Here is an 18,033-nt window from a genome sequence, read left to right on the forward strand (position 1 = left end):
GGCTACGACGTCACGTCCTTGCGGGTGAAGCGGTAGAACGCCAGCGACCAGAACAGCGTCGCGTAGCAGACCGCCGAGATCGCGCCCTTGACCACGTCGTCGGTCTGCATCGGCGTCGAGAGCAGCCCGAGCCAGGCGTCGCTGTAGTGGGTGGGCAGGAAGTTGCGCACCGAGCCCAGCGCGGTGATCTGGTCGAGGATGCTGGACAGGATCCACAGCAGGACCGCGCCGCCGACCGCGCCGAGCGCCGCGTCCGTGAGCACCGACAGCAGGAAGGCCAGGCCGGCCACGCCGAGCAGGGTCACCGCGAGGTAGCCGAGGATCGCGAGCAGGCGCAGCACGCCCTGACCCGCCGGGATCTCCGCGGCCACCGTGCTGCCGAGCGGGTGCCAGCCGTACCGGAGGGTGCCCACCAGCAGGGCCGTGCCGGCGAGGGTGAGCAGCGCGGTCAGCGAGTAGGCCAGCGCGACCACGAGCTTCACGGCGAGCAGGCGGGCGCGGGGCACCGGGATCGCCAGCAGGTAGCGCAGGCTGCCCCAGCTCGCCTCCGACGCCACCGTGTCCCCGCAGAACAGCGCCACGACCACCACCAGCAGGAAGCCGGCCGACACGAAGATCGCGAAGAGCGCGAAGTTGAGGCCGCCCGAGGTGGCCAGGTCGACCAGCGACGAGAACGCCCCGCCGCCGTTGTCGTCGTCGTTGCCGCCGCCGAACTCGAACGCCAGCAGCACGATCAACGGCAGCAGAACCATGAAACCCAGGGCCAGTTGGGTACGCCGCCGCGAGGCCTGCCGCCGGATCTCGGCCCGGATCGGGAGCGTGGCGGACGGCCGGTAGCCGGTGGCTGCGCTGCTCATCGGTCCCCACTTCCCCGGGAGTTGTCGCCCACCAGGGCGAGGAACGCGTCCTCGAGGCGGCGGCGGGGCACCACCCGGTCGACGCCGACGCCGGCGCGGACCAGGGACGCCACCACCTCCTCGCGGGGCGTGCCGTTCATGTCGACGATCAGGTCGGAGGCGCCGTCCCGCTTCACCCCGCGCACGTTGAGCGTCTCCAGCACGGAGGTCGCCGCGGAGACGTCGGAGACGGACAGCTGCACCGACGGCGACTCGCCCACGATGTCCGAGACCGGCCCCGCCGCCACGATCCGGCCCTTGTTGACCACGACGGCGTGCGTACAGGTCTGCTCCACCTCGGCGAGCAGGTGGCTGGAGACCAGCACGGCCCGGCCGTCGGTGGCGTACCGGCGCAGCACCCGGCGCATCTCGGCGATCTGCGGCGGGTCGAGCCCGTCCGTCGGCTCGTCGAGCACGAGCAGCTCCGGCAGGCCGAGCATCGCCTGGACGATCGCGAGCCGCTGGCGCATGCCGTGGCTGTAGTTCTTCGTCCGGCGGTGCACCGAGTCGCCGAGGCCGGCGATCTCGAGCGCCTCCTCGAACCGCGCGTCCGCCAACGGCCGGCCCGTCGCCTGCCAGTACGCCCGCAGGTTCTCGTACCCGCTGAGGTGCGGCAGGAAGCCCGGTCCCTCGACGAGCGCACCGACCCGGGACAGGATCGGCGCGCCCGGGGTGAGCCGGCGACCGAACACCAGCGCGTCGCCGGAGGTCGGCATCGTCAGGCCCATGAGCACCCGCAGCGTCGTGGTCTTGCCGGCGCCGTTGGGGCCGAGCAGGCCGACGACCTGGCCCCGTTCGACGCGGAAGTCCACCTGCTCGACGGCCACGAAGCCGTCCCCGTACGCCTTCCGCAGCCCCCGCACGACCAGCGGCGTGTCGGCGAACTCGGCCACCGGCGGCGTCTCCCGGCGGCGGCGGACGAGCAGCACCGCCACGACGCCGAGCACGATCGCCGCGAGCACACCCAGCAGCACCCACCGCCACACGACCTGTGGGTTGGCGATCGGGGTGCCCACCACGGTCGGCAGCGTCACCGCCGGGTCCACCGCGACGGTGTAGACGGCGGGGTCGGCCGGGGTGAGGAACGCCTGGTCCGACGTGGCGACGACGACGCGTACGGTGTGCCCCGCGTCGATGCGCCGCACGATCGCCGGCAGCGTGACCGTGACCGGTTGCGCGGCGGCGATGTCCCGGGGCAGGCCGGTGAGCCGCACGGGCGCGATCAGGCCGCCGCTGAGCGTGGCCGTACCGTTCGGATCCGCGTCGTAGAGCTTGACGAACACCGTGGCGGAGCCGGTCGGCGACGCCACCCGTAGCCGCACCGTGGGCGCGCCGACGACCTCGGCCGCGGCGGTGAGCGGCGCGGACTCGAACGTCGCGTGCTGGCCGCCCAGGTCGCCCGCGACGCCGCCGATCAGCGAGCTGAGCTGGCTGCCGACGCCCGGCAGCGACGACAGCGCGCCGGGGTTGCCGTTGGGCGGGTTGGCGATCGGCTGCGCGGGGCCGCTGACCGTGACCTCGGTACGCCCGGTCCCGCCCAGCCCCGGGTACGCGGGATCGGAATACCCGTTGGTGACGAGCCCGCGGTCCAGGGCGCTGAACCCGGCCACCCGCGAGTAGGTGAAGCTGTTCTCCGGCGCGGCGCCCTCGCCCTTGACGTAGTGGTCGAGCCACTGCGCGGTGAGGAACTTCGTCCGGTCCTGGTCGGTCTGCGGGCCCTGCCCGCCGTCGTGCCCGCCGGTGAACCAGGCCACGCGTACGGGGGTCCCGGCCGCCGCGATGCCCCGCGCGTTCGCATCCGCCTCGGAGAGCGGGAAGAGCGTGTCGACCGCGCCCTGGATCAGCAGCGTGGGCGCCTTGATCCGGCCCAGCACGGTGGCCGGGCTCGACCGGCGCAGCAGCGCGGTGGTGGCGGCGTCCGGCGCGCCGGTGGTCGCCATCTTCAGGTACGCGGCGCAGACGTCCGCGGCGAACCGGCCGCACGCCGGGTCCCCGCCGGCCGCCGGCGGACCCCCGGCCGGTGCCGACGAGCCGTTGCCGAAGAACAGCCCGGCCCAGCTCTTCTTGAAGACGCCGGGCGTCGTGACGCCGTCCGCGGACTGCGGGAAGAACGACCGCCCGAGGTCGTTCCAGGTGATCAGGGGCACGATCGCGTCGACCCGCGGGTCCTGGCCGGCCAGCAGCAGCGCCAGCGCGCCGCCGTACGAGCCGCCGACCACGCCCACCCGGGGGTCACCGGCGGCGTCGGTACGCACCTCGGGACGGGCGGCCAACCAGTCGAGCAGGCGCTGGGCGTCCTTGACCTCGTAGTCCGGGCTGTCCAGGTGGATCTCGCCGCCGCTGGCCCCGAAACCGCGGGCGGTCCAGGTGAGGACGGCGTACCCGCGGTCGGCCAGGGACTCCGCGTCGTCGTCGACTGAGTCCTTCGTCCCCCCGAAGCCGTGCGCCAGCAGCACCGCCGGCACCTTCCCGTCCCGGTCCTTCGGCAGGTAGAAGCGCGTGTCCAGGTCGACCGGCTCGTCGCCCGACGGCCCCGACCGTACGGTGATCCGCTGGTCGGTCGCCGTCCAGGAGTGCCGCTCGGGCAGCGCGGCCCAGGTCACCAGCGCGGCCACGATCACGAGGACCGCCGCGCTCGCCACCACCCGGCGCCGCGTGAGACGAGGCAGGGCGCGGCGCAGCCGGGAGGGCAGAGACATGCGGCAACGCTATCCGCGGGCCCCTGAGCAGGAGCTGTGAACCCGATCAGCCGCCCTGCCGGCCCACCGGCCCCTGGTTGGCCTTGCCACCCTTCTTCGGCGGCTTCTGCGACGAGGTGCCCTCGGTGGGCGTGCCGGTCGGCGCGGCGGAGCCGCCGGGTGCCGCGGACGTGGTGCCGGCGGCCGGGGCGCTCGCGGAGCCGCTGGGCGACACGAAAGCCGGCGTGCCCTTGTCGTCGGAGTCGTCCCCGCAGGCGGCGGTGCCGAGCAGAGCGAAAGCGGCGACGGCTGCGACGAGCGCGGCGCTGCGGCGGTGCCTCATGGTGTGTGCCTCCCCGGGGCGACTGACGGCGATAGCGTGTCAACCTAGTCCCCTTGTCCAAACGGAAGGGCCCCGCGGTGCCAGACGACCTCACGCTGACCGTCACTCAACGGCCGGCGGCCCTCGACGCGCGCCGCGGCATCGTGCGCCTGCACCCGGAGGTGATGGCCGCGCTCGCCATCAACCCGGGGGATCCGCTGCGCCTGACCGGGCGCCGCAGCACCGCCGGCATCGCCGCGAAGGCCGAGCCGGGGGCGAGCCGCGCGCTGCTCTACGCCGACGACCTGACCATCGGCAATCTGGGGTTGCGCGACGGCGGCCAGGTGACTGTCACCCCGGTGCCGGTCGTCGCGGCGCGCCGGGTCGCGCTCACCGGCCCGGCCGAGATCGTCGCGATCGTCTCGCCCGAGATGCTGCGCCTCGCCCTGCTCGGCAAGGTCGTCACCGCGGGCGACGACGTGTCGCTGCTGCCGCAGGACGTGATGCCGGAGGCCGCGCACCGGTCGCTGGTCGAGGCGGCCCGGCGCAGCCTCGCCAACCGCGTCGGCTACGCCTGGACGAGCACGCTGCTGCAGGTGGTCGCGGTCGAGGGCGCGGACGCCGCCCTGGTCACCATGGACACGGTGGTGGGGTGGCAGGACGGGCAGTTCTCCACCGTACGGCCGGAAGCCGAGCCGGTCCCGGCCACCGGGCAGCCCGCCTCCACCGACCCGGACATGCCGCCGCCCAGCGTGGACGACCTGCCCGGCCTCCGGACCCAGGCGCAGGAGCTGACCGAGCTGCTGGACCTGGGCTTCCACCACCGCGAGGTGCTGGGCCGCCTCGGCACCACCGTCTCGCTGGGGGTGCTGGTCTCCGGTCCGGCCGGGTCGGGCAAGTCCGCCCTGGTCCGCGCGGTCGCGGCGAGCCTGGGCGCCGGCGTGCTGCCGGTGTGGGGCCCGGAGCTGGCCGCGCTCACCAACGACGCCGCGGCGACCCGGCTGCGCGGCCTCGCCCGCGACGTCCGCGCCGGCGGGCACTCGGTGCTGTTGATCGCGGACGTGGAGGCGCTCGCGCCCCGCGACGAGCCGGGACCGCTGTCCACGGTGTTCCGCCAGATCGTGGCCGAGCTCATCGCGTCCGGGGCGGCCGTGGTGTGCACCACGAGCCGGCCCGAGGCGGTCGACCCGTCGCTGCGGTCGCCGGACCTGCTCGCCGTGCAGCTGGCCGTACCGCTGCCGGACGCGGCGATGCGTCGCGAGCAGCTGCGGGTGCTCACCCGCGGGATGCCGCTGGCCGAGGACGTGCGGCTGGACGACGTGGCGGGGCGTACGCCCGGCTTCGTCGCCGCCGACCTGGGCGCGCTGGCCCGCGAGGCCGGGGTCCGTGCGGCCCTGCGGCAGAAGGAGGCGGAGTCGCCGACGGTGGCGATGGCCGACTTCGAGGCGGCGCTCGACGTGGTCCGGCCGACCTCCATGGCGGAGTCCACCCTGGAGGTCGCGCAGGTCACGCTGGACGAGGTCGGCGACATGGTCGAGGTCAAGCAGGTCCTCACCGAGTCGGTGCTGTGGCCGCTGACCTATCCGGACACGTTCGCCCGGCTCGGCGTGCAGCCGCCGCGCGGCGTCCTGCTCTACGGCCCACCCGGCTGCGGCAAGACCTACCTAGTCAAGGCCATCGCGGGTACGGGCAGAGCCAACGTGCTGTCGGTCAAGGGCGCCGAGCTGCTGAGCAAGTGGGTCGGCGACAGCGAACGGGCGGTACGCGAGCTGTTCCGCCGTGCCCGCGAGGCGGCCCCGACCCTGGTGTTCCTGGACGAGGTGGACGCGCTGGCGCCGACCCGCGGGCAGGCCACCGACGGCGGTACGACCGACCGCGTGGTGGCGGCGCTGCTCACCGAACTGGACGGGGTGGAGTCGCTGCGCAACGTCGTGGTGATCGGCGCGACGAACCGGCCCGACCTGATCGACCCGGCGCTGCTGCGCCCCGGCCGCCTGGAACGGCTCGTCTTCGTCCCGCCCCCGGACGGCGAGGCCCGCGCGGCCATCCTGCGGGCGTCGTCGAAGTCGGTGCCGCTGGACGAGGCCGTGGACCTCGACGCGCTCGGCGCCGATCTGGAGGGCTTCTCCGCGGCCGACTGCGCGGCGCTGATCCGGGAGGCGGCGCTGGCGGCGATGCGGGAGTCCCTGGAGGCGACGACGGTCACGGCCGGGCACGTGGCGGCCGCCCGGAAGCGGGTCCGGCCGTCGCTGGACCCGGTGCAGGTGGCGTGGCTGGAGGCGTACGCGTCGACGCACGCGGCCGGCTAACGGCGGCGGGTGCGTGCCCTCGTGGAGCGCAGCCGGCGCAGGCGTCCGACCAGGACGGGGTCGTGCTCCAGCGCCGCCGGGTTGTCCAGCAGGCCGTTGAGGAGCTGGTAGTAGCGGGTCGAGGAGAGGCCGAACGAGTCCCGGATGGCCTGCTCCTTGGAGCCGGCGTGCTTCCACCACTTCTGCTCGAAGGCGAGGATCTGCCCCTCGCGTTCGGTGAGCCCGGGCGTCTCGCCGGACTCCCGGGGTGCCGGTACCTGCTGCTCGTTCGTGGCGGCGTCGGGTTGCATGGCAGTCCTCGCAGGTGGTGGGAGGTCCCGCACGGCAGGGACCGCCACCATAGTGACAGCTGACGATCCCCGCCGCGCGCCTTCCTCCGCACGTTACCTCAGGTAATGTCTCGCTTACGGAGAGTCCACATTGCCGTACCCACGACGAGGACGAGCACGGCCACGAGCCTGGTGCCGGCCATGCCCCAGGTGAGCGTCAGAGTGGGCTGCTCGCAGGTGCTCCCGGCGCCGACGCACGGCGCGTTGTAGTCCACGAGCTCCACGGACTTGTTCATCCAGGCCGCGATCCAGGTCGGCGCCAGGTACATCTCCAGGTACTTCACCTGGGCCATGGCCAGCACCGTGCCGAGGCCCGCCTGGAGCACCACCACGACACCGATCGCCACGCCCATCGCCACGGCGGTGTGCCGGCCGATCGACGCGAGCCCGAAGCCCAGCGCCCCGGCCGCCAGCACGATCACCAGGCCACGCAGCTCCATCAGCAGGATCGACTGCCACGCCCCGGACGTCATCCCGCCGAACGTGCCGCGCAGGCTCGCCACCAGCGCGAACGCGCCCGTCCACACCGCTGAGAGCAGCACCGTGACGACGGTGAGCACCGCCAGCAGCGCGGCCAGCTTCGTGTTCAGCACCTTCAGCCGCTGGGGCCGCCACAGCAGCAGGTTCATCATGCCGCCGCTGTTCCACTCGGCGCCCACGAAGGACGCCCCGATGACGAACGCCGCCATGGCCAGGATCGCCGCGAGGGTCGTCACCATGTCGCCGAAGTTCTTCCGGAAGTTGAAGGTCGGCGGCATGTACCACTGAGCCTGGAATTCCTCGCGGGTGGGCGTCCACATCTGCGAGCAGTCGTTCCCCGGCTGGGCCTGGGCCTCGCAGGCCTTGCGCTCGGCGTCGGCCTGAACGACCGCCTGCTGGAACTCCCGGTCGGCCTTCGCCTGCGCGGCGGCCACCACCTCGGGGGTGTTCTTGTGGTTCGTCAGGAACATGCCGGCCGCGATCGCGCCGAGCACGAGGACGACGCCGATCAGGAAGAACCGGGTGAAGCGGCGCTTGGTCAGCCGCCGGGTCTCCGCCGTGTACAGGCTCACTGTCCCCACCCACCCTGCGCCGGACCCGCCTGGGCCATGACCGTCTCGTCGACCTGCCGGTGCTCGCCGGCCACCGGCGCGGTGCCGGTGAGCTCCAGGAACACGCTCTCGAGGTCCACCGACACCGGCGACAGCTCGGCGACGTAGACATCGCGGGCGGCGAGCGCCCGGGTGATGGCGCTGGGCTGGGCCAGGCCGCTGACCATGAGGTGGTCGGACTCCACGACCACCTGCGCGCCCAGGTCGCGCAGCGCACCGGCCGAGGCCGTGAGGTCGCTCGCCGACTCCAGGCGTACGCGTACCGAAGAAGTGGCGTGCTGGGCCAGCACGTCCGTGACCGCACCCGCCGCGACCCGCCGGCCCGCCGCGATGATCGTGACGGAGTCACAGATCAGCTGGATCTCGCCCAGGATGTGGCTGGACAGCACCACCGTCATCCCCGACTCGGCGAGGGTGCGCATGAGCGTGCGCATCTCCCGGATGCCGCCCGGGTCGAGGCCGTTCGCCGGCTCGTCCAGGATCAGCAGCCGCGGGTTCTTCAGCAGCGCGGAGGCGACGGCCAGGCGCTGCTTCATGCCCAGCGAGTACGTCTTCACCCGGTCGCCGGCCCGGTCCCGCAGGCCCACCAGCTCCAGCACCTCGTCCACCCGTACCCGCTCGACGCCGCCCGCGTCGGCCAGCAGCGACAGCGTGTCGCGCGCGGAGAAGTTGCCGAAGAACTGGGGGCTCTCCACGATCGCGCCGACCGACCCGGCCACCTCGGGGAGCGCCTGGGGAACCTCACGGCCGAGGATCGCCATCCGGCCGCCGTTCGGCCGGATCAGGCCGAGCAGCGTACGCAGCGTGGTGGTCTTGCCCGAGCCGTTGGGGCCGAGGAAGCCGTGCACCTGCCCCGCCTCGACGACCATGTCGAAGCCGTCGAGCGCCCGGCGTACCCCCTTCCGGCTGCGATAGGTCTTCTGCAGACCCTGGATCTCAAGGACGGCGCTCACGCCGGACCTCCGGAGCGTAGTGGGAATGACGTGCGTCACCCTATGCACACGGCGCCACCCCGGCGGGCACTTCCCACGCCGGTCGCCTCGCTCACACCTCGGGACAACCGGCTTGTCGTTCCGGCGCGGCCACGTAAGGTGTTGGAAACACAACTGAATACCTCATCCAGAGGGGCTGAGGGATACGGCCCGACGACGCCCCGGCAACCACCGCGCTTGACTCGATGACGAGGCAGCCGTGCGGCAGGTGCTAATTCCGTCCTGGAGTCGCGGTGATCCCGCGCCCGGGAAAGATGAGAAGGAGCCTCGTTATGACGTCGACGGTCGACGCCCCCGCCAGCACCACCAACACCGCTGCCACCAGCCCCGCCCGCGCGCTCGTCTGTCGCGGCTGCGGCACGGAGTTCCCCCTCGCCGCGCAGCACGCGTGTTACGAGTGTTTCGGCCCCCTGGAAGTCGCGTACGACCCCGCCGCCCTCGCCGCCGTCACCCGCGAGCAGATCGAGGCCGGCCCGCAGAACATCTGGCGCTACGCCGCCCTGCTGCCCGCCGGCCAGGACCCCGCCACCCGAGTCACCCTCGACCCCGGCCTCACCCCGCTGATCAGCGCCCCCGCCCTCGCCGCCGAGATCGGCCTGCGCGCGCCCCTGTGGGTCAAGGACGACTCCGCCAACCCGACCCACTCCTTCAAGGACCGGGTCGTCTCCGTCGCCCTCACGGCCGCCCGCGAGCTGGGCTTCACCCGCTTCGCCTGCGCCTCCACCGGCAACCTGGCCAACTCGGTCGCCGCGCACGCCGCCCGTGCCGGCGTCCCCAGCATCGTCTTCATCCCCAGCGACCTCGAGCCCGGCAAGGTCATCACCTCCGCGGTGTACGGCGGCGGCCTGGTCGCCATCGAGGGCTCGTACGACGACGTGAACCGCCTCTGCGGCGAGCTCGTGGAGACCGACGAGTTCGAGGACACCGCGTTCGTCAACGTCAACGTGCGCCCGTTCTACGCCGAGGGCTCCAAGACCCTCGGGTACGAGGTCGCCGAGCAGCTCGGCTGGCGCATCCCCGCCCAGGTCGTCATCCCGATGGCCTCTGGCGAGCTGCTCACCAAGGTCGACAAGGCGTTCAGCGAGCTGGTCGAGATCGGCCTGTGCGAGGCACCCGAGGGCGGCTGGACCGTCTTCGGCGCCCAGTCCGCCGGCTGCAACCCCATCGCCACGGCGCTGCACAACGGCACCGACCAGATCATCCCGGTCAAGCCCACCGGCATCGCCAAGTCGCTCAACATCGGCGACCCGGCGGCGGGCGCGTACGCCATCGAAGCGGTCGAGCGCACCGGCGGCTGGATGGACTACGCCGACGACGACGAGATCCGCGAAGGCATCCGCCTGCTGGCCCGCACCACCGGTGTCTTCGCCGAGACCGCGGGCGGCGTCACCGTGGCGGTCCTGAAGAAGCTGGTGGCCTCGGGCAAGCTCGACCCGGAGAAGGAGACGGTCGTCTACAACACCGGCGAGGGCCTCAAGACGATCGACGCGGTCGAGGGCCAGGTCGGCCCCACCCACCGGATCAAGCCCTCGCTGCGCGGCGCCCGCGAGGCCGGGCTGCTCGGTTAACTCGCTGTAGCGGGCATCCTGCCGTACGTCGAGAATTCCTTCCCGCGAGGGCTTGCGCGAGACTTCCGGGATCGGCAGGATGCTCTACGCGGGAGGACGCGACGCCGTACGCGGCCCCACCTACGAGCTTGGCGACAATCTCCTAGGGGCCCAACGACCCAGTGCCGGAGGCGCTGTGCGCGTGTCCTCCCGACCAAACTTTCCGGCCCTTTCCCGCCGGTGCGGTCTGCTGTCCCGGTGCGGGTTTTCGGCATCGCGGGCGCGTGCTTCTCAGCCGTCCGGTCGCGGGCGTTCCGCTTCGGTGCGGCCGCCGGCTTCCGGGCTTCCCGCTTTCGGGTGTCCCGCTTTCGGGCGTCCTGCTTCTCAGCCTGCCGGGCCTTCCCCCGCCGGGCGTTTCCCCGCCGGGCGTTCCCCCGCCGGGCGGTCCGCCTCCGGACCTTCTCCTGCTAAGCGGTCCGCTTGCGGGTGGTGCTCTGCTGGGCGGTCCGCTTCCGGGCTTGTTGCGCGGCTGCGGCGCAGTTTGTGGACCCAGGGGCGCAGCGGCGCGTCGGCGTAGCCGCCCCGCTCCAGGCCCGCGTGCCGCTCGAACGCGTTGCGGGCGCCGTACGTGCCGGTCGTCAGCCACGAATAGCCGCACGCCATCCAGTACGCCGGCCAGAACAGCGGTCCGAGAACGGCGTACTGGCCCGCGTGCCGGCTCTCGTGGGCGAGCAGCTCCGCGCGGCTGTCGTGCAGCAGCCAGTCAGCCGTCCGGCGGGTGATGATCACCGAGCCCACGGTGAAGCACGTGGCCGGCGGCACCCGGTGCCGGTAACCCTCGGCCACCAGGATGCCGTGCCGCCCGCGGCGGACCTTCGCACCAGCCAGCACCGCGACCGCCAGCCCGGCCAGGGTGGTGCCGTTCGCGGCGGTGAGCACCGAGCGCGCCAGCGGCCACCGCCGCAGCGGCGGTCGGGGTCCGTGAGGTGGGTCTGGTTGTGGTGGCTGCTCGTCCGCCGGGCCTGGTGGCAGCGGCGGCCGGGGTCCGTGAGGTGGGTCCGGTTGTGGTGGCTGCTCGTCCGCCGGACCAGGGCGCAGCGGGGGCCCGAAGTCGCCGGGTGGGCTGCCGGTCATGCGCGGCGGCGCATCTGCAGTTCGCGCAGGCCGGGGACGACCGGGTGCGGGACGCGTACCCCGGTGTCCTCGAAGCCGAGGCGCTCGTACGCCCGGACCGCCCGGTCGTTGCCCACCACGACCTCGAGCATCAGTTCCCGGCGGCCCACCGTCAGCGACCATTCGGCGACCGCGTCGACCAGCGAGGCCAGCACCCCCTGCCCGCGGTGGGACGGGGTGATGTAGACGGCGAAGACCACCGTGGCGGCCGGCTCCTCGGGCAGCACCGTGCCGCCGGCGTGGCCGATCAGCCGGCCCCCCGGGTCCGCGACGAACTGCGCCAGCTGGCTGCCCGACGAGGCCTGCACGATCCGGCGGTGGTAGTCGGCGTGCGGGCGGGCCGCGGCCTGGGCGAGCGTCTCCAGGAACGCGAGCGGGCTGTCGGCCAGCATCTCGAGCCGCAGCGCGCGCATCCTCGCCGCGTCCTGCGGGGTCACCCGGTGCACGGTGACGGCGGGTGCCAAAGTGCTGGTCATGCTGCCTGCCTACCCGCTGCGGGCGCGGCAGGCAACCCGGATGGCGAGATGCCGACCCCACGGCCCGGGCCGGCCGCAGGCGCCGAGCCAGGAAGCGTCCCCGCCCTCGCCGCCGGGAAGGCGAGGGAGACAGCGCCGCCGGTCCTCGCCGGCGGAAGGGCAAGGGAGGCAGCGCCCGCCGGTCCTTGCCGCCGGTAGGGAGGCGGAGACGGCGCTGCCGGTCCTTGCCGCCGCGAGAGGGAGGCAGAGACAGCGCTGCCGGTCCTCGCCGCCGCGGGAGGGAGGGGGAGACAGCGCCGCCGCCCTCGCCCGGGAGGGGCTGCGGGGCGGCGGCGAAGGGCTCAGCGTTCCGAGCGGAGCTCGTCCCCGAGCTGCAGCATCCGGTCGACGACCCGCTCCGTCGCGTGGCCGTCGTCCAGGTCGCAGAAGCGCTCCTTGAAGGCGGCGCGCTGGTCGGCGTACGCGTTCGGGTCCACCGCGATCTCCACCAGCGACTTGATCACGTCCTCGGACGTCATCAGCAGCGGGCCCGGGGCTTCGTGTTCGAAGTCGAAGTAGAAGCCGCGCAGCTTGTCGCGGTAGTGCTCGAGGTCGTACGTGAAGAGCAGGATCGGCCGGCCCGTGTTGGCGAAGTCGAACATCACCGAGGAGTAGTCGGTGACCAGGACGTCGGTGATGCACAGCAGGTCAGCCATGTCCGGGTAGGTGGACACGTCGATGACGAAGCCCGAGCCGTCGTCCGGCATGGGGTCGACCACGTTGGGGTGGCGGCGCACCAGCAGGACGTGATCGTCGCCCAGCATCCGGCGGGCGGCGGCCAGGTCGAGGTGCATCGACAGCTTGTACCGGCCCGAGCCGTAGAACTCGTCGTCGCGCCACGTGGGGGCGTAGAGGACGACGCGCTTGCCCTCGGGGGCGCCGACGCGCCGGCGGATCGCCTCGACCGTGGCCGGATCGTTCCGGAAGAGGATGTCGTTGCGCGGGTACCCCGATTCGAGCATCTCCCCGCCGTACCGGAAGGCGCGCTGGAAGATCGGCGTGCTGAAGGTGTTCGGCGAGACCATGAACGACCAGTTGGGCGTCTCCTTGGCCACGTGGTTCAGGTAGTCGCGGTCGGCGTGCCGGATGTCGGCGGCGTCGAACGCGAGCCGCTTGAGCGGCGTGCCGTGCCAGATCTGGGCCACGACCTGGCCGGGGCGGCGGACGAACCAGTCCGGCAGGTGCGAGCTGGTGACGATGTAACGCGCGGTGGCCAGCGCGTCGTACCACTCGACGCCGCCGAACCGGGCCGGGGTGAGCGTGTCCGGCACAGGGGCCTGCCCGTCGCGGACGGTCAGGTACTGCGTCTCGAACTGCAGCCCGCGGCGGAGGATCTCCTCGTGGACCCGCTTCGGGCTGTCCGAATACTGCCGGCCGCCGAAGCACTCGTACAGCACGACGTCACGCAGCGGGCTCCGGCGCATGGCCGGGGACCGCTTCTCCCGCAGCTGGGTACGGGCGAAGGCGCCGCGCTCGTCGACGTTGAGCACCGGCCCCGCGCGCAGCGCCACGAAGTCGCCGTCGGACAGCTCCAGGAAGAACTCACGGTGCTCGTCGGGGGAGTAGGCCGGGCACATCGAGCGTACGGCGTTCGCCACGATGAGGTTGGTGAGCCTGTTCGGCCCGTCGGCGTTGTGCGAGACCAGGAAGTCCCAGAGCGCGGGCCGCAGCTCGATCAGGTCACCCCAGGACGGCACCTTGCTCGGGTTGAACCGCGCGACCCAGCGGTCACCGTCGACGGTGACGTCGACCGGGCGCTCCTCGGCGCCGCCGCTGCGGGCCCGGAGCTTGATCTGGGGCGGGCCGTCGACCTGCCGGAACTCGCCGGTCAGCACGAGCGTGCCGTCGGGCTCCCATTCCGCGGTGTCCGCCACCGGTCCCTCGGGGCGGGCGCACAGCCACAGGAAGCCGGCGGCGGTGCGCCGGACGAACACGTGACGGTCGTACACGGCCGTCCGGGCGTCGGGGATGCTGTCGCTGAGCAGGTGCTCGGACTGCTGGCCGCCGCTGAAGAACCCGATCTGGATGCGCCAGCGGTCCATCGGGCCGCCCGGCGGGGGCATGGCCGGCGGGCCGGCGTCGGCGAACAGCTGCTTGAGCTCCAGGACCGCCCGGAACGGCGTGCTGCCGTTGCGGGTGTCGCCGAACTCGACCGCCGCGTGGGCGTCGGCGACGTCGGGGACCCGGCACAGCCGGATCCGCCCGGCGCTGGGCTGGCCGCCGAGGACGGAGCCCGCGATGACCAGCTTGTCGTCGTCGAACGTGATGGAGGTCGCCCGGGCGGTGACCTTGTCGACGCGGAGGTTGAGGTAGGTGCCGTCGGTCACCGGGGTCAGCTGGGTGGAGGCGTCCAGGGCCAGCGGGGTGAGGCGCAGCTTGGTCGGGAGCGGGGCGGCCTTGAGCCGGCCCTTGCGCAGCTTGGTGCCGGAGAGGATGCCGACCGCGATCTGCCAGCGGCCCTCGGTCCAGCGGCCGCCGGACTGCAGCGCCGCCGGGTCGATGGTGACCTCGAAGCCGGACCAGTCGTACGACTGGTTGGGGCGGGTGGAGCTGGCGGTCGCCTCGGGCTCGCGGCGCGGGGTCGCGGGCAGGGTCACCGTACGGCCGGTCGTGCGGTCCCGCAGGCGGACGACGCGCACCGAGGTCCACCGGGAGTTCGCGGGCGTGCCGTCCACATACGCGTAACCACGGATGACGAGCTTGCCGTTCCGCCAGGACACGTCGGTGACCCGGCTGCGGAACGGAGGCTTGCCCAGCTCGTAGAACTCCCGCGGGACGCCGGCCGTCGGGTCGTCGAGGAACGGCAGCTCGGCGTAGCGCTTGCTGCCCTCGTGCTTGGTGCCGACCGCCATGCCGGGGCGGCTGGCCTGCAGCACCTCGATGACCTCGGCGAGCTTGTCCTGGCGTACGAGGTGCCACAACACCTTGAACTTCGCGGGGAGGCTGTCGAAGGTGGCCTGGGAGACCCGGGCGAGGAAGAGCTTGGCCTCGCGCATGAACGCCGCCTGGAACTCCGGGTCGGCGTCGGGCAGCTGGCGGGCCACGATGGCGAAGTCGTCGACCAGGACGTTGTAGTCGTACGCCTGCTTGACGTCGTTCTGTCCGTGATCTTCCAGGAACGTGGTGACCGTGTGGATCGCGCGGAACCGGTCGCCGGTGGTGCTCCAGTCGTTGCGGCGCTGCGTGATCGAGTGCTCGCCGGCCTCCCGGCGGCGCCAGTAGTAGACCGGCACGTTCAGAACGTCGACCGTGGTGGCCATGGCGTGCGCGATCAGCGACGGCGGGATGTCCTCGTGCAGGCCGGGAGGGAACGTGATCCCGTTCTCGTCCCAGAACCGGCGGCGGTAGACCTTGTTCCACATCGTACGGTCCTTGAGCAGGGTGTGCCGCTCGCGGACGTGGGTGCGCAGCACGGTCTTGCTGAAGATCGCGGTGTGCAGGCCGGACGGGGTGGCGCCCTTGGAGGTCAGCAGCCGGACCGCGCCGCAGGCGAAGTCCGAGCCGGTGTGGTCCAGGGTGTTGATCAGCATCTCGTAGGCGTACGAGGGCACGACGTCGTCACCGTCGCAGAACGCCAGGAAGGTGCCCTGGGCGGCCGCGATGCCGGTGTTGCGCGCGATGCCGGGCCCGCTCTCGGCCTGGTGGATCGACTTGAAGCGCGGGTCCTGGGCGGCCCACCTGTCGGCGATCGCGCCGGTGCCGTCGACCGAGCCGTCGTCCACGACGATCACTTCGAGGTTGTGGTACGTCTGCCGGGCGAGCGACGTGAGGCACTCGTCGAGGTAGATCTCGATGTCGTGTGCGGGCACCACGACACTGAGCAGGGGCCGGGTGGCGGTGGCCGGACGCGCCGGCCGGTGGTCCGCCGACTCGGTGCTGCCGGGTGATCGTTGCGCCGGGATCTGCTGGTCCCCCGCCTCCCGTAGGTGGGCGCGCCCGTCCACACCGACAGTACGGTTGTCCACTCCGCTCACTCCTCAATCCGGTCAGAACGACCACCCGCAGTGTCGCGCCACGCGATCCGTTCCCGCGCGCTTCAGGCAACGTCAACAGCCTGTTGTTGTCCTCTTCAGCCTGCGGCAGTGCTGAAATTTAGCATTGATCCGCGCGGATCGAAAACGGTCATATGTGCACATATGTCGGTAACTGACGTACCGGTCCGGTGCCATGGTGAGGCGCCGGATCCTGGCTTGATGCAAGCGTGGAGCGCCGTACGGGGGCCATCCCCCGGGCGGGTGGATTGTTCACGCATCTTGATCAGGGCGGTCGGCGCGGGCTCCGTCCGGGACATGACCGTTGTCCTTGCACTCGCCCCACCAGAGTGCTAAACAAGTCATTGGCACTCGCGAGGTGTGAGTGCCAACAGGTCGGGACGGTGGGGTCACGGCTGCGGCGCCGCCATCGGCGCCGGGCACGGGACCGGTCGTCGCGGGCTATCCGGCTCGACCTGAGGACGTCGCATCGCCAGGTGGCGACGTCCGCAGAGTTCCTCAACGTGCGGAGGGCGGGGCCGACGAGGCCCGGCACCGCGGATGTCCAGGAGGACACAGCCGTATGGCCAAGATCATCGCATTCGACGAGGAAGCGCGTCGCGGCCTCGAGCGGGGCATGAACCAGCTCGCCGACGCCGTCAAGGTGACGCTGGGTCCCAAGGGCCGCAACGTCGTGCTCGAGAAGAAGTGGGGCGCGCCCACCATCACCAACGATGGTGTGTCGATTGCCAAGGAGATCGAGCTCGAGGACCCCTACGAGAAGATCGGCGCCGAGCTGGTCAAGGAGGTCGCGAAGAAGACCGACGACGTGGCCGGCGACGGCACGACGACGGCGACCGTCCTCGCCCAGGCGCTGGTCCGTGAGGGTCTGCGCAACGTCGCGGCCGGTGCGAACCCGATGGCCCTGAAGCGGGGCATCGAGGCCGCCGTCGCGAGCGTCTCCGAGGGCCTCACGCAGATCGCCAAGGACGTGGAGACCAAGGAGCAGATCGCCTCCACCGCCTCCATCTCCGCCGGTGACACCACGGTCGGCGAGATCATCGCCGAGGCCATGGACAAGGTCGGCAAGGAAGGCGTCATCACCGTCGAGGAGAGCAACACCTTCGGGCTCGAGCTGGAGCTCACCGAGGGCATGCGCTTCGACAAGGGCTACATCTCGGCGTACTTCATGACCGACGCCGAGCGGATGGAGGCCGTCTTCGACGACCCGTACATCCTCATCGCGAACAGCAAGATCTCCGCCGTGAAGGACCTGCTCCCCGTGCTGGAGAAGGTCATGCAGGGCGGCAAGCCGCTGGTCATCATCGCCGAGGACGTCGAGGGCGAGGCCCTGGCGACCCTGGTCGTCAACAAGGTCCGTGGCACCTTCAAGTCCGTCGCCGTCAAGGCCCCGGGCTTCGGTGACCGCCGCAAGGCCATGCTGGACGACATCGCCATCCTCACCGGCGGCACGGTCATCAGCGAGGAGGTCGGCCTCAAGCTCGACGCCGCCGACCTGAGCCTGCTGGGCCAGGCCCGCAAGGTCGTCATCACCAAGGACGAGACCACCATCGTCGACGGTGCCGGCAACGCCGAGCAGATCCAGGGCCGGGTCAACCAGATCCGCGCCGAGATCGAGAAGTCGGACTCCGACTACGACCGCGAGAAGCTGCAGGAGCGCCTGGCCAAGCTGGCCGGCGGCGTTGCGGTCATCAAGGTCGGCGCGGCCACCGAGGTCGAGCTCAAGGAGCGCAAGCACCGCATCGAGGACGCCGTTCGCAACGCGAAGGCGGCCGTCGAGGAGGGCATCGTGCCCGGTGGTGGCGTCGCGCTGGTGCAGGCCGGCAAGACCGCGTTCGACAAGCTGGACCTGGTCGGCGACGAGGCGACCGGCGCGCAGATCGTGAAGATCGCGCTCGACGCCCCGTTGCGCCAGATCGCCGTGAACGCCGGCCTCGAGGGCGGCGTCGTGGTGGAGAAGGTGCGCAACCTCGACGCGGGTCACGGCCTCAACGCCGCGACCGGCGAGTACGTCGACCTGCTGGCCGCGGGCATCATCGACCCGGCCAAGGTCACCCGCTCGGCGCTGCAGAACGCCGCGTCGATCGCCGCGCTGTTCCTCACCACCGAGGCCGTCGTGGCCGACAAGCCCGAGAAGAACCCGGCCCCGGCCGGTGCCCCGGGCGGCGGGGACATGGACTTCTGAGTCC

12 protein-coding genes and 1 riboswitch are annotated in these 18,033 nt (G+C 72.1%); of the genes, 3 read left to right on the top strand and 9 right to left on the bottom strand.

Annotation, left to right across the window (positions count from 1 at the left end; genetic code table 11):
* Nucleotides 1-2: 2 nt before the first annotated feature.
* Genes COUCH_RS03060 through COUCH_RS03070 form a run of 3 tightly spaced genes read right to left on the bottom strand, consistent with a single transcriptional unit; the run spans nucleotide 3 to nucleotide 3,917 of the window.
* Nucleotides 3-857, bottom strand: a complete 855-nt coding sequence (locus COUCH_RS03060; protein WP_199510301.1) for an ABC transporter permease — start codon at nucleotides 855-857, stop codon at nucleotides 3-5.
* A complete protein-coding gene (locus tag COUCH_RS03065) occupies nucleotides 854-3,595 on the bottom strand; it encodes an alpha/beta fold hydrolase (RefSeq protein WP_249610585.1) in 2,742 nt (913 codons plus the stop codon). Before COUCH_RS03065 ends, COUCH_RS03060 begins: the two co-directional genes overlap by 4 nt.
* A 46-nt stretch (nucleotides 3,596-3,641) precedes the next feature.
* Nucleotides 3,642-3,917: a hypothetical protein gene (locus COUCH_RS03070; protein ID WP_249610586.1), complete on the bottom strand. Its 276-nt coding sequence runs from the start codon at nucleotides 3,915-3,917 to the stop codon at nucleotides 3,642-3,644.
* Between the two features lie 77 nt (nucleotides 3,918-3,994).
* Between COUCH_RS03070 and COUCH_RS03075 the strand changes: the two genes are divergently transcribed.
* Entirely contained in the window at nucleotides 3,995-6,205 is a 2,211-nt protein-coding gene (locus COUCH_RS03075) for an AAA family ATPase (protein WP_249610587.1), read from the top strand.
* On the opposite strand, the gene COUCH_RS03080 is transcribed toward COUCH_RS03075, so the two are convergent.
* Genes COUCH_RS03080 through COUCH_RS03090 form a run of 3 tightly spaced genes read right to left on the bottom strand, consistent with a single transcriptional unit; the run spans nucleotide 6,202 to nucleotide 8,578 of the window.
* A complete protein-coding gene (locus tag COUCH_RS03080) occupies nucleotides 6,202-6,546 on the bottom strand; it encodes a DUF3263 domain-containing protein (RefSeq protein WP_430640875.1) in 345 nt (114 codons plus the stop codon). The two genes, COUCH_RS03075 and COUCH_RS03080, sit on opposite strands and share 4 nt — an antisense overlap.
* A 47-nt stretch (nucleotides 6,547-6,593) precedes the next feature.
* A complete protein-coding gene (locus tag COUCH_RS03085; RefSeq protein ID WP_249610588.1) occupies nucleotides 6,594-7,586 on the bottom strand; it encodes an ABC transporter permease in 993 nt (330 codons plus the stop codon).
* Entirely contained in the window at nucleotides 7,583-8,578 is a 996-nt protein-coding gene (locus COUCH_RS03090) for an ATP-binding cassette domain-containing protein (RefSeq protein ID WP_249610589.1), read from the bottom strand. Before COUCH_RS03090 ends, COUCH_RS03085 begins: the two co-directional genes overlap by 4 nt.
* 159 nt (nucleotides 8,579-8,737) lie before the next feature.
* A riboswitch (SAM riboswitch) is annotated at nucleotides 8,738-8,878 on the top strand.
* Between the two features lie 11 nt (nucleotides 8,879-8,889).
* On the opposite strand from COUCH_RS03090, the gene thrC reads away from it, so the two are divergent.
* Nucleotides 8,890-10,185: a threonine synthase gene (gene thrC / locus COUCH_RS03095; RefSeq protein WP_249610590.1), complete on the top strand. Its 1,296-nt coding sequence runs from the start codon at nucleotides 8,890-8,892 to the stop codon at nucleotides 10,183-10,185.
* 363 nt (nucleotides 10,186-10,548) lie between these two features.
* Here thrC and COUCH_RS03100 read toward each other — a convergent pair whose 3' ends face one another.
* From COUCH_RS03100 to COUCH_RS03110, 3 genes are all read right to left on the bottom strand, one after another.
* Nucleotides 10,549-11,103, bottom strand: a complete 555-nt coding sequence (locus COUCH_RS03100; RefSeq protein ID WP_249610591.1) for a hypothetical protein — start codon at nucleotides 11,101-11,103, stop codon at nucleotides 10,549-10,551.
* A 191-nt stretch (nucleotides 11,104-11,294) separates the two neighbouring features.
* The gene (locus tag COUCH_RS03105) at nucleotides 11,295-11,813 is read right to left on the bottom strand and encodes a GNAT family N-acetyltransferase (RefSeq protein WP_249610592.1); all 519 of its coding nucleotides are present in this window, start codon (nucleotides 11,811-11,813) and stop codon (nucleotides 11,295-11,297) included.
* 341 nt (nucleotides 11,814-12,154) lie between these two features.
* Complete coding sequence (locus COUCH_RS03110; protein WP_249610593.1) at nucleotides 12,155-15,817, bottom strand: bifunctional glycosyltransferase/CDP-glycerol:glycerophosphate glycerophosphotransferase; 3,663 nt, start codon at nucleotides 15,815-15,817, stop codon at nucleotides 12,155-12,157.
* Between the two features lie 589 nt (nucleotides 15,818-16,406).
* Between COUCH_RS03110 and groL the strand changes: the two genes are divergently transcribed.
* A complete protein-coding gene (gene groL / locus COUCH_RS03115; protein WP_249610594.1) occupies nucleotides 16,407-18,029 on the top strand; it encodes a chaperonin GroEL in 1,623 nt (540 codons plus the stop codon).
* Nucleotides 18,030-18,033: the final 4 nt, after the last annotated feature.

It is taken from the genome of Couchioplanes caeruleus (assembly GCF_023499255.1).
In the GTDB taxonomy this organism is placed as follows: Bacteria; Actinomycetota; Actinomycetes; order Mycobacteriales; family Micromonosporaceae; genus Actinoplanes; species Actinoplanes caeruleus_A.

Bases quoted from the DNA above. Each gene is read 5' to 3' on its own strand.
- COUCH_RS03060 (WP_199510301.1), bottom strand. From the start codon at position 857: ATGAGCAGCGCAGCCACCGGCTACCGGCCGTCCGCCACGCTCCCGATC.
- COUCH_RS03065 (WP_249610585.1), bottom strand. From the start codon at position 3,595: ATGTCTCTGCCCTCCCGGCTGCGCCGCGCCCTGCCTCGTCTCACGCGG.
- COUCH_RS03070 (WP_249610586.1), bottom strand. From the start codon at position 3,917: ATGAGGCACCGCCGCAGCGCCGCGCTCGTCGCAGCCGTCGCCGCTTTC.
- COUCH_RS03080 (WP_430640875.1), bottom strand. From the start codon at position 6,546: ATGGTGGCGGTCCCTGCCGTGCGGGACCTCCCACCACCTGCGAGGACT.
- thrC (WP_249610590.1), top strand. From the start codon at position 8,890: ATGACGTCGACGGTCGACGCCCCCGCCAGCACCACCAACACCGCTGCC.
- COUCH_RS03105 (WP_249610592.1), bottom strand. From the start codon at position 11,813: ATGACCAGCACTTTGGCACCCGCCGTCACCGTGCACCGGGTGACCCCG.
- groL (WP_249610594.1), top strand. From the start codon at position 16,407: ATGGCCAAGATCATCGCATTCGACGAGGAAGCGCGTCGCGGCCTCGAG.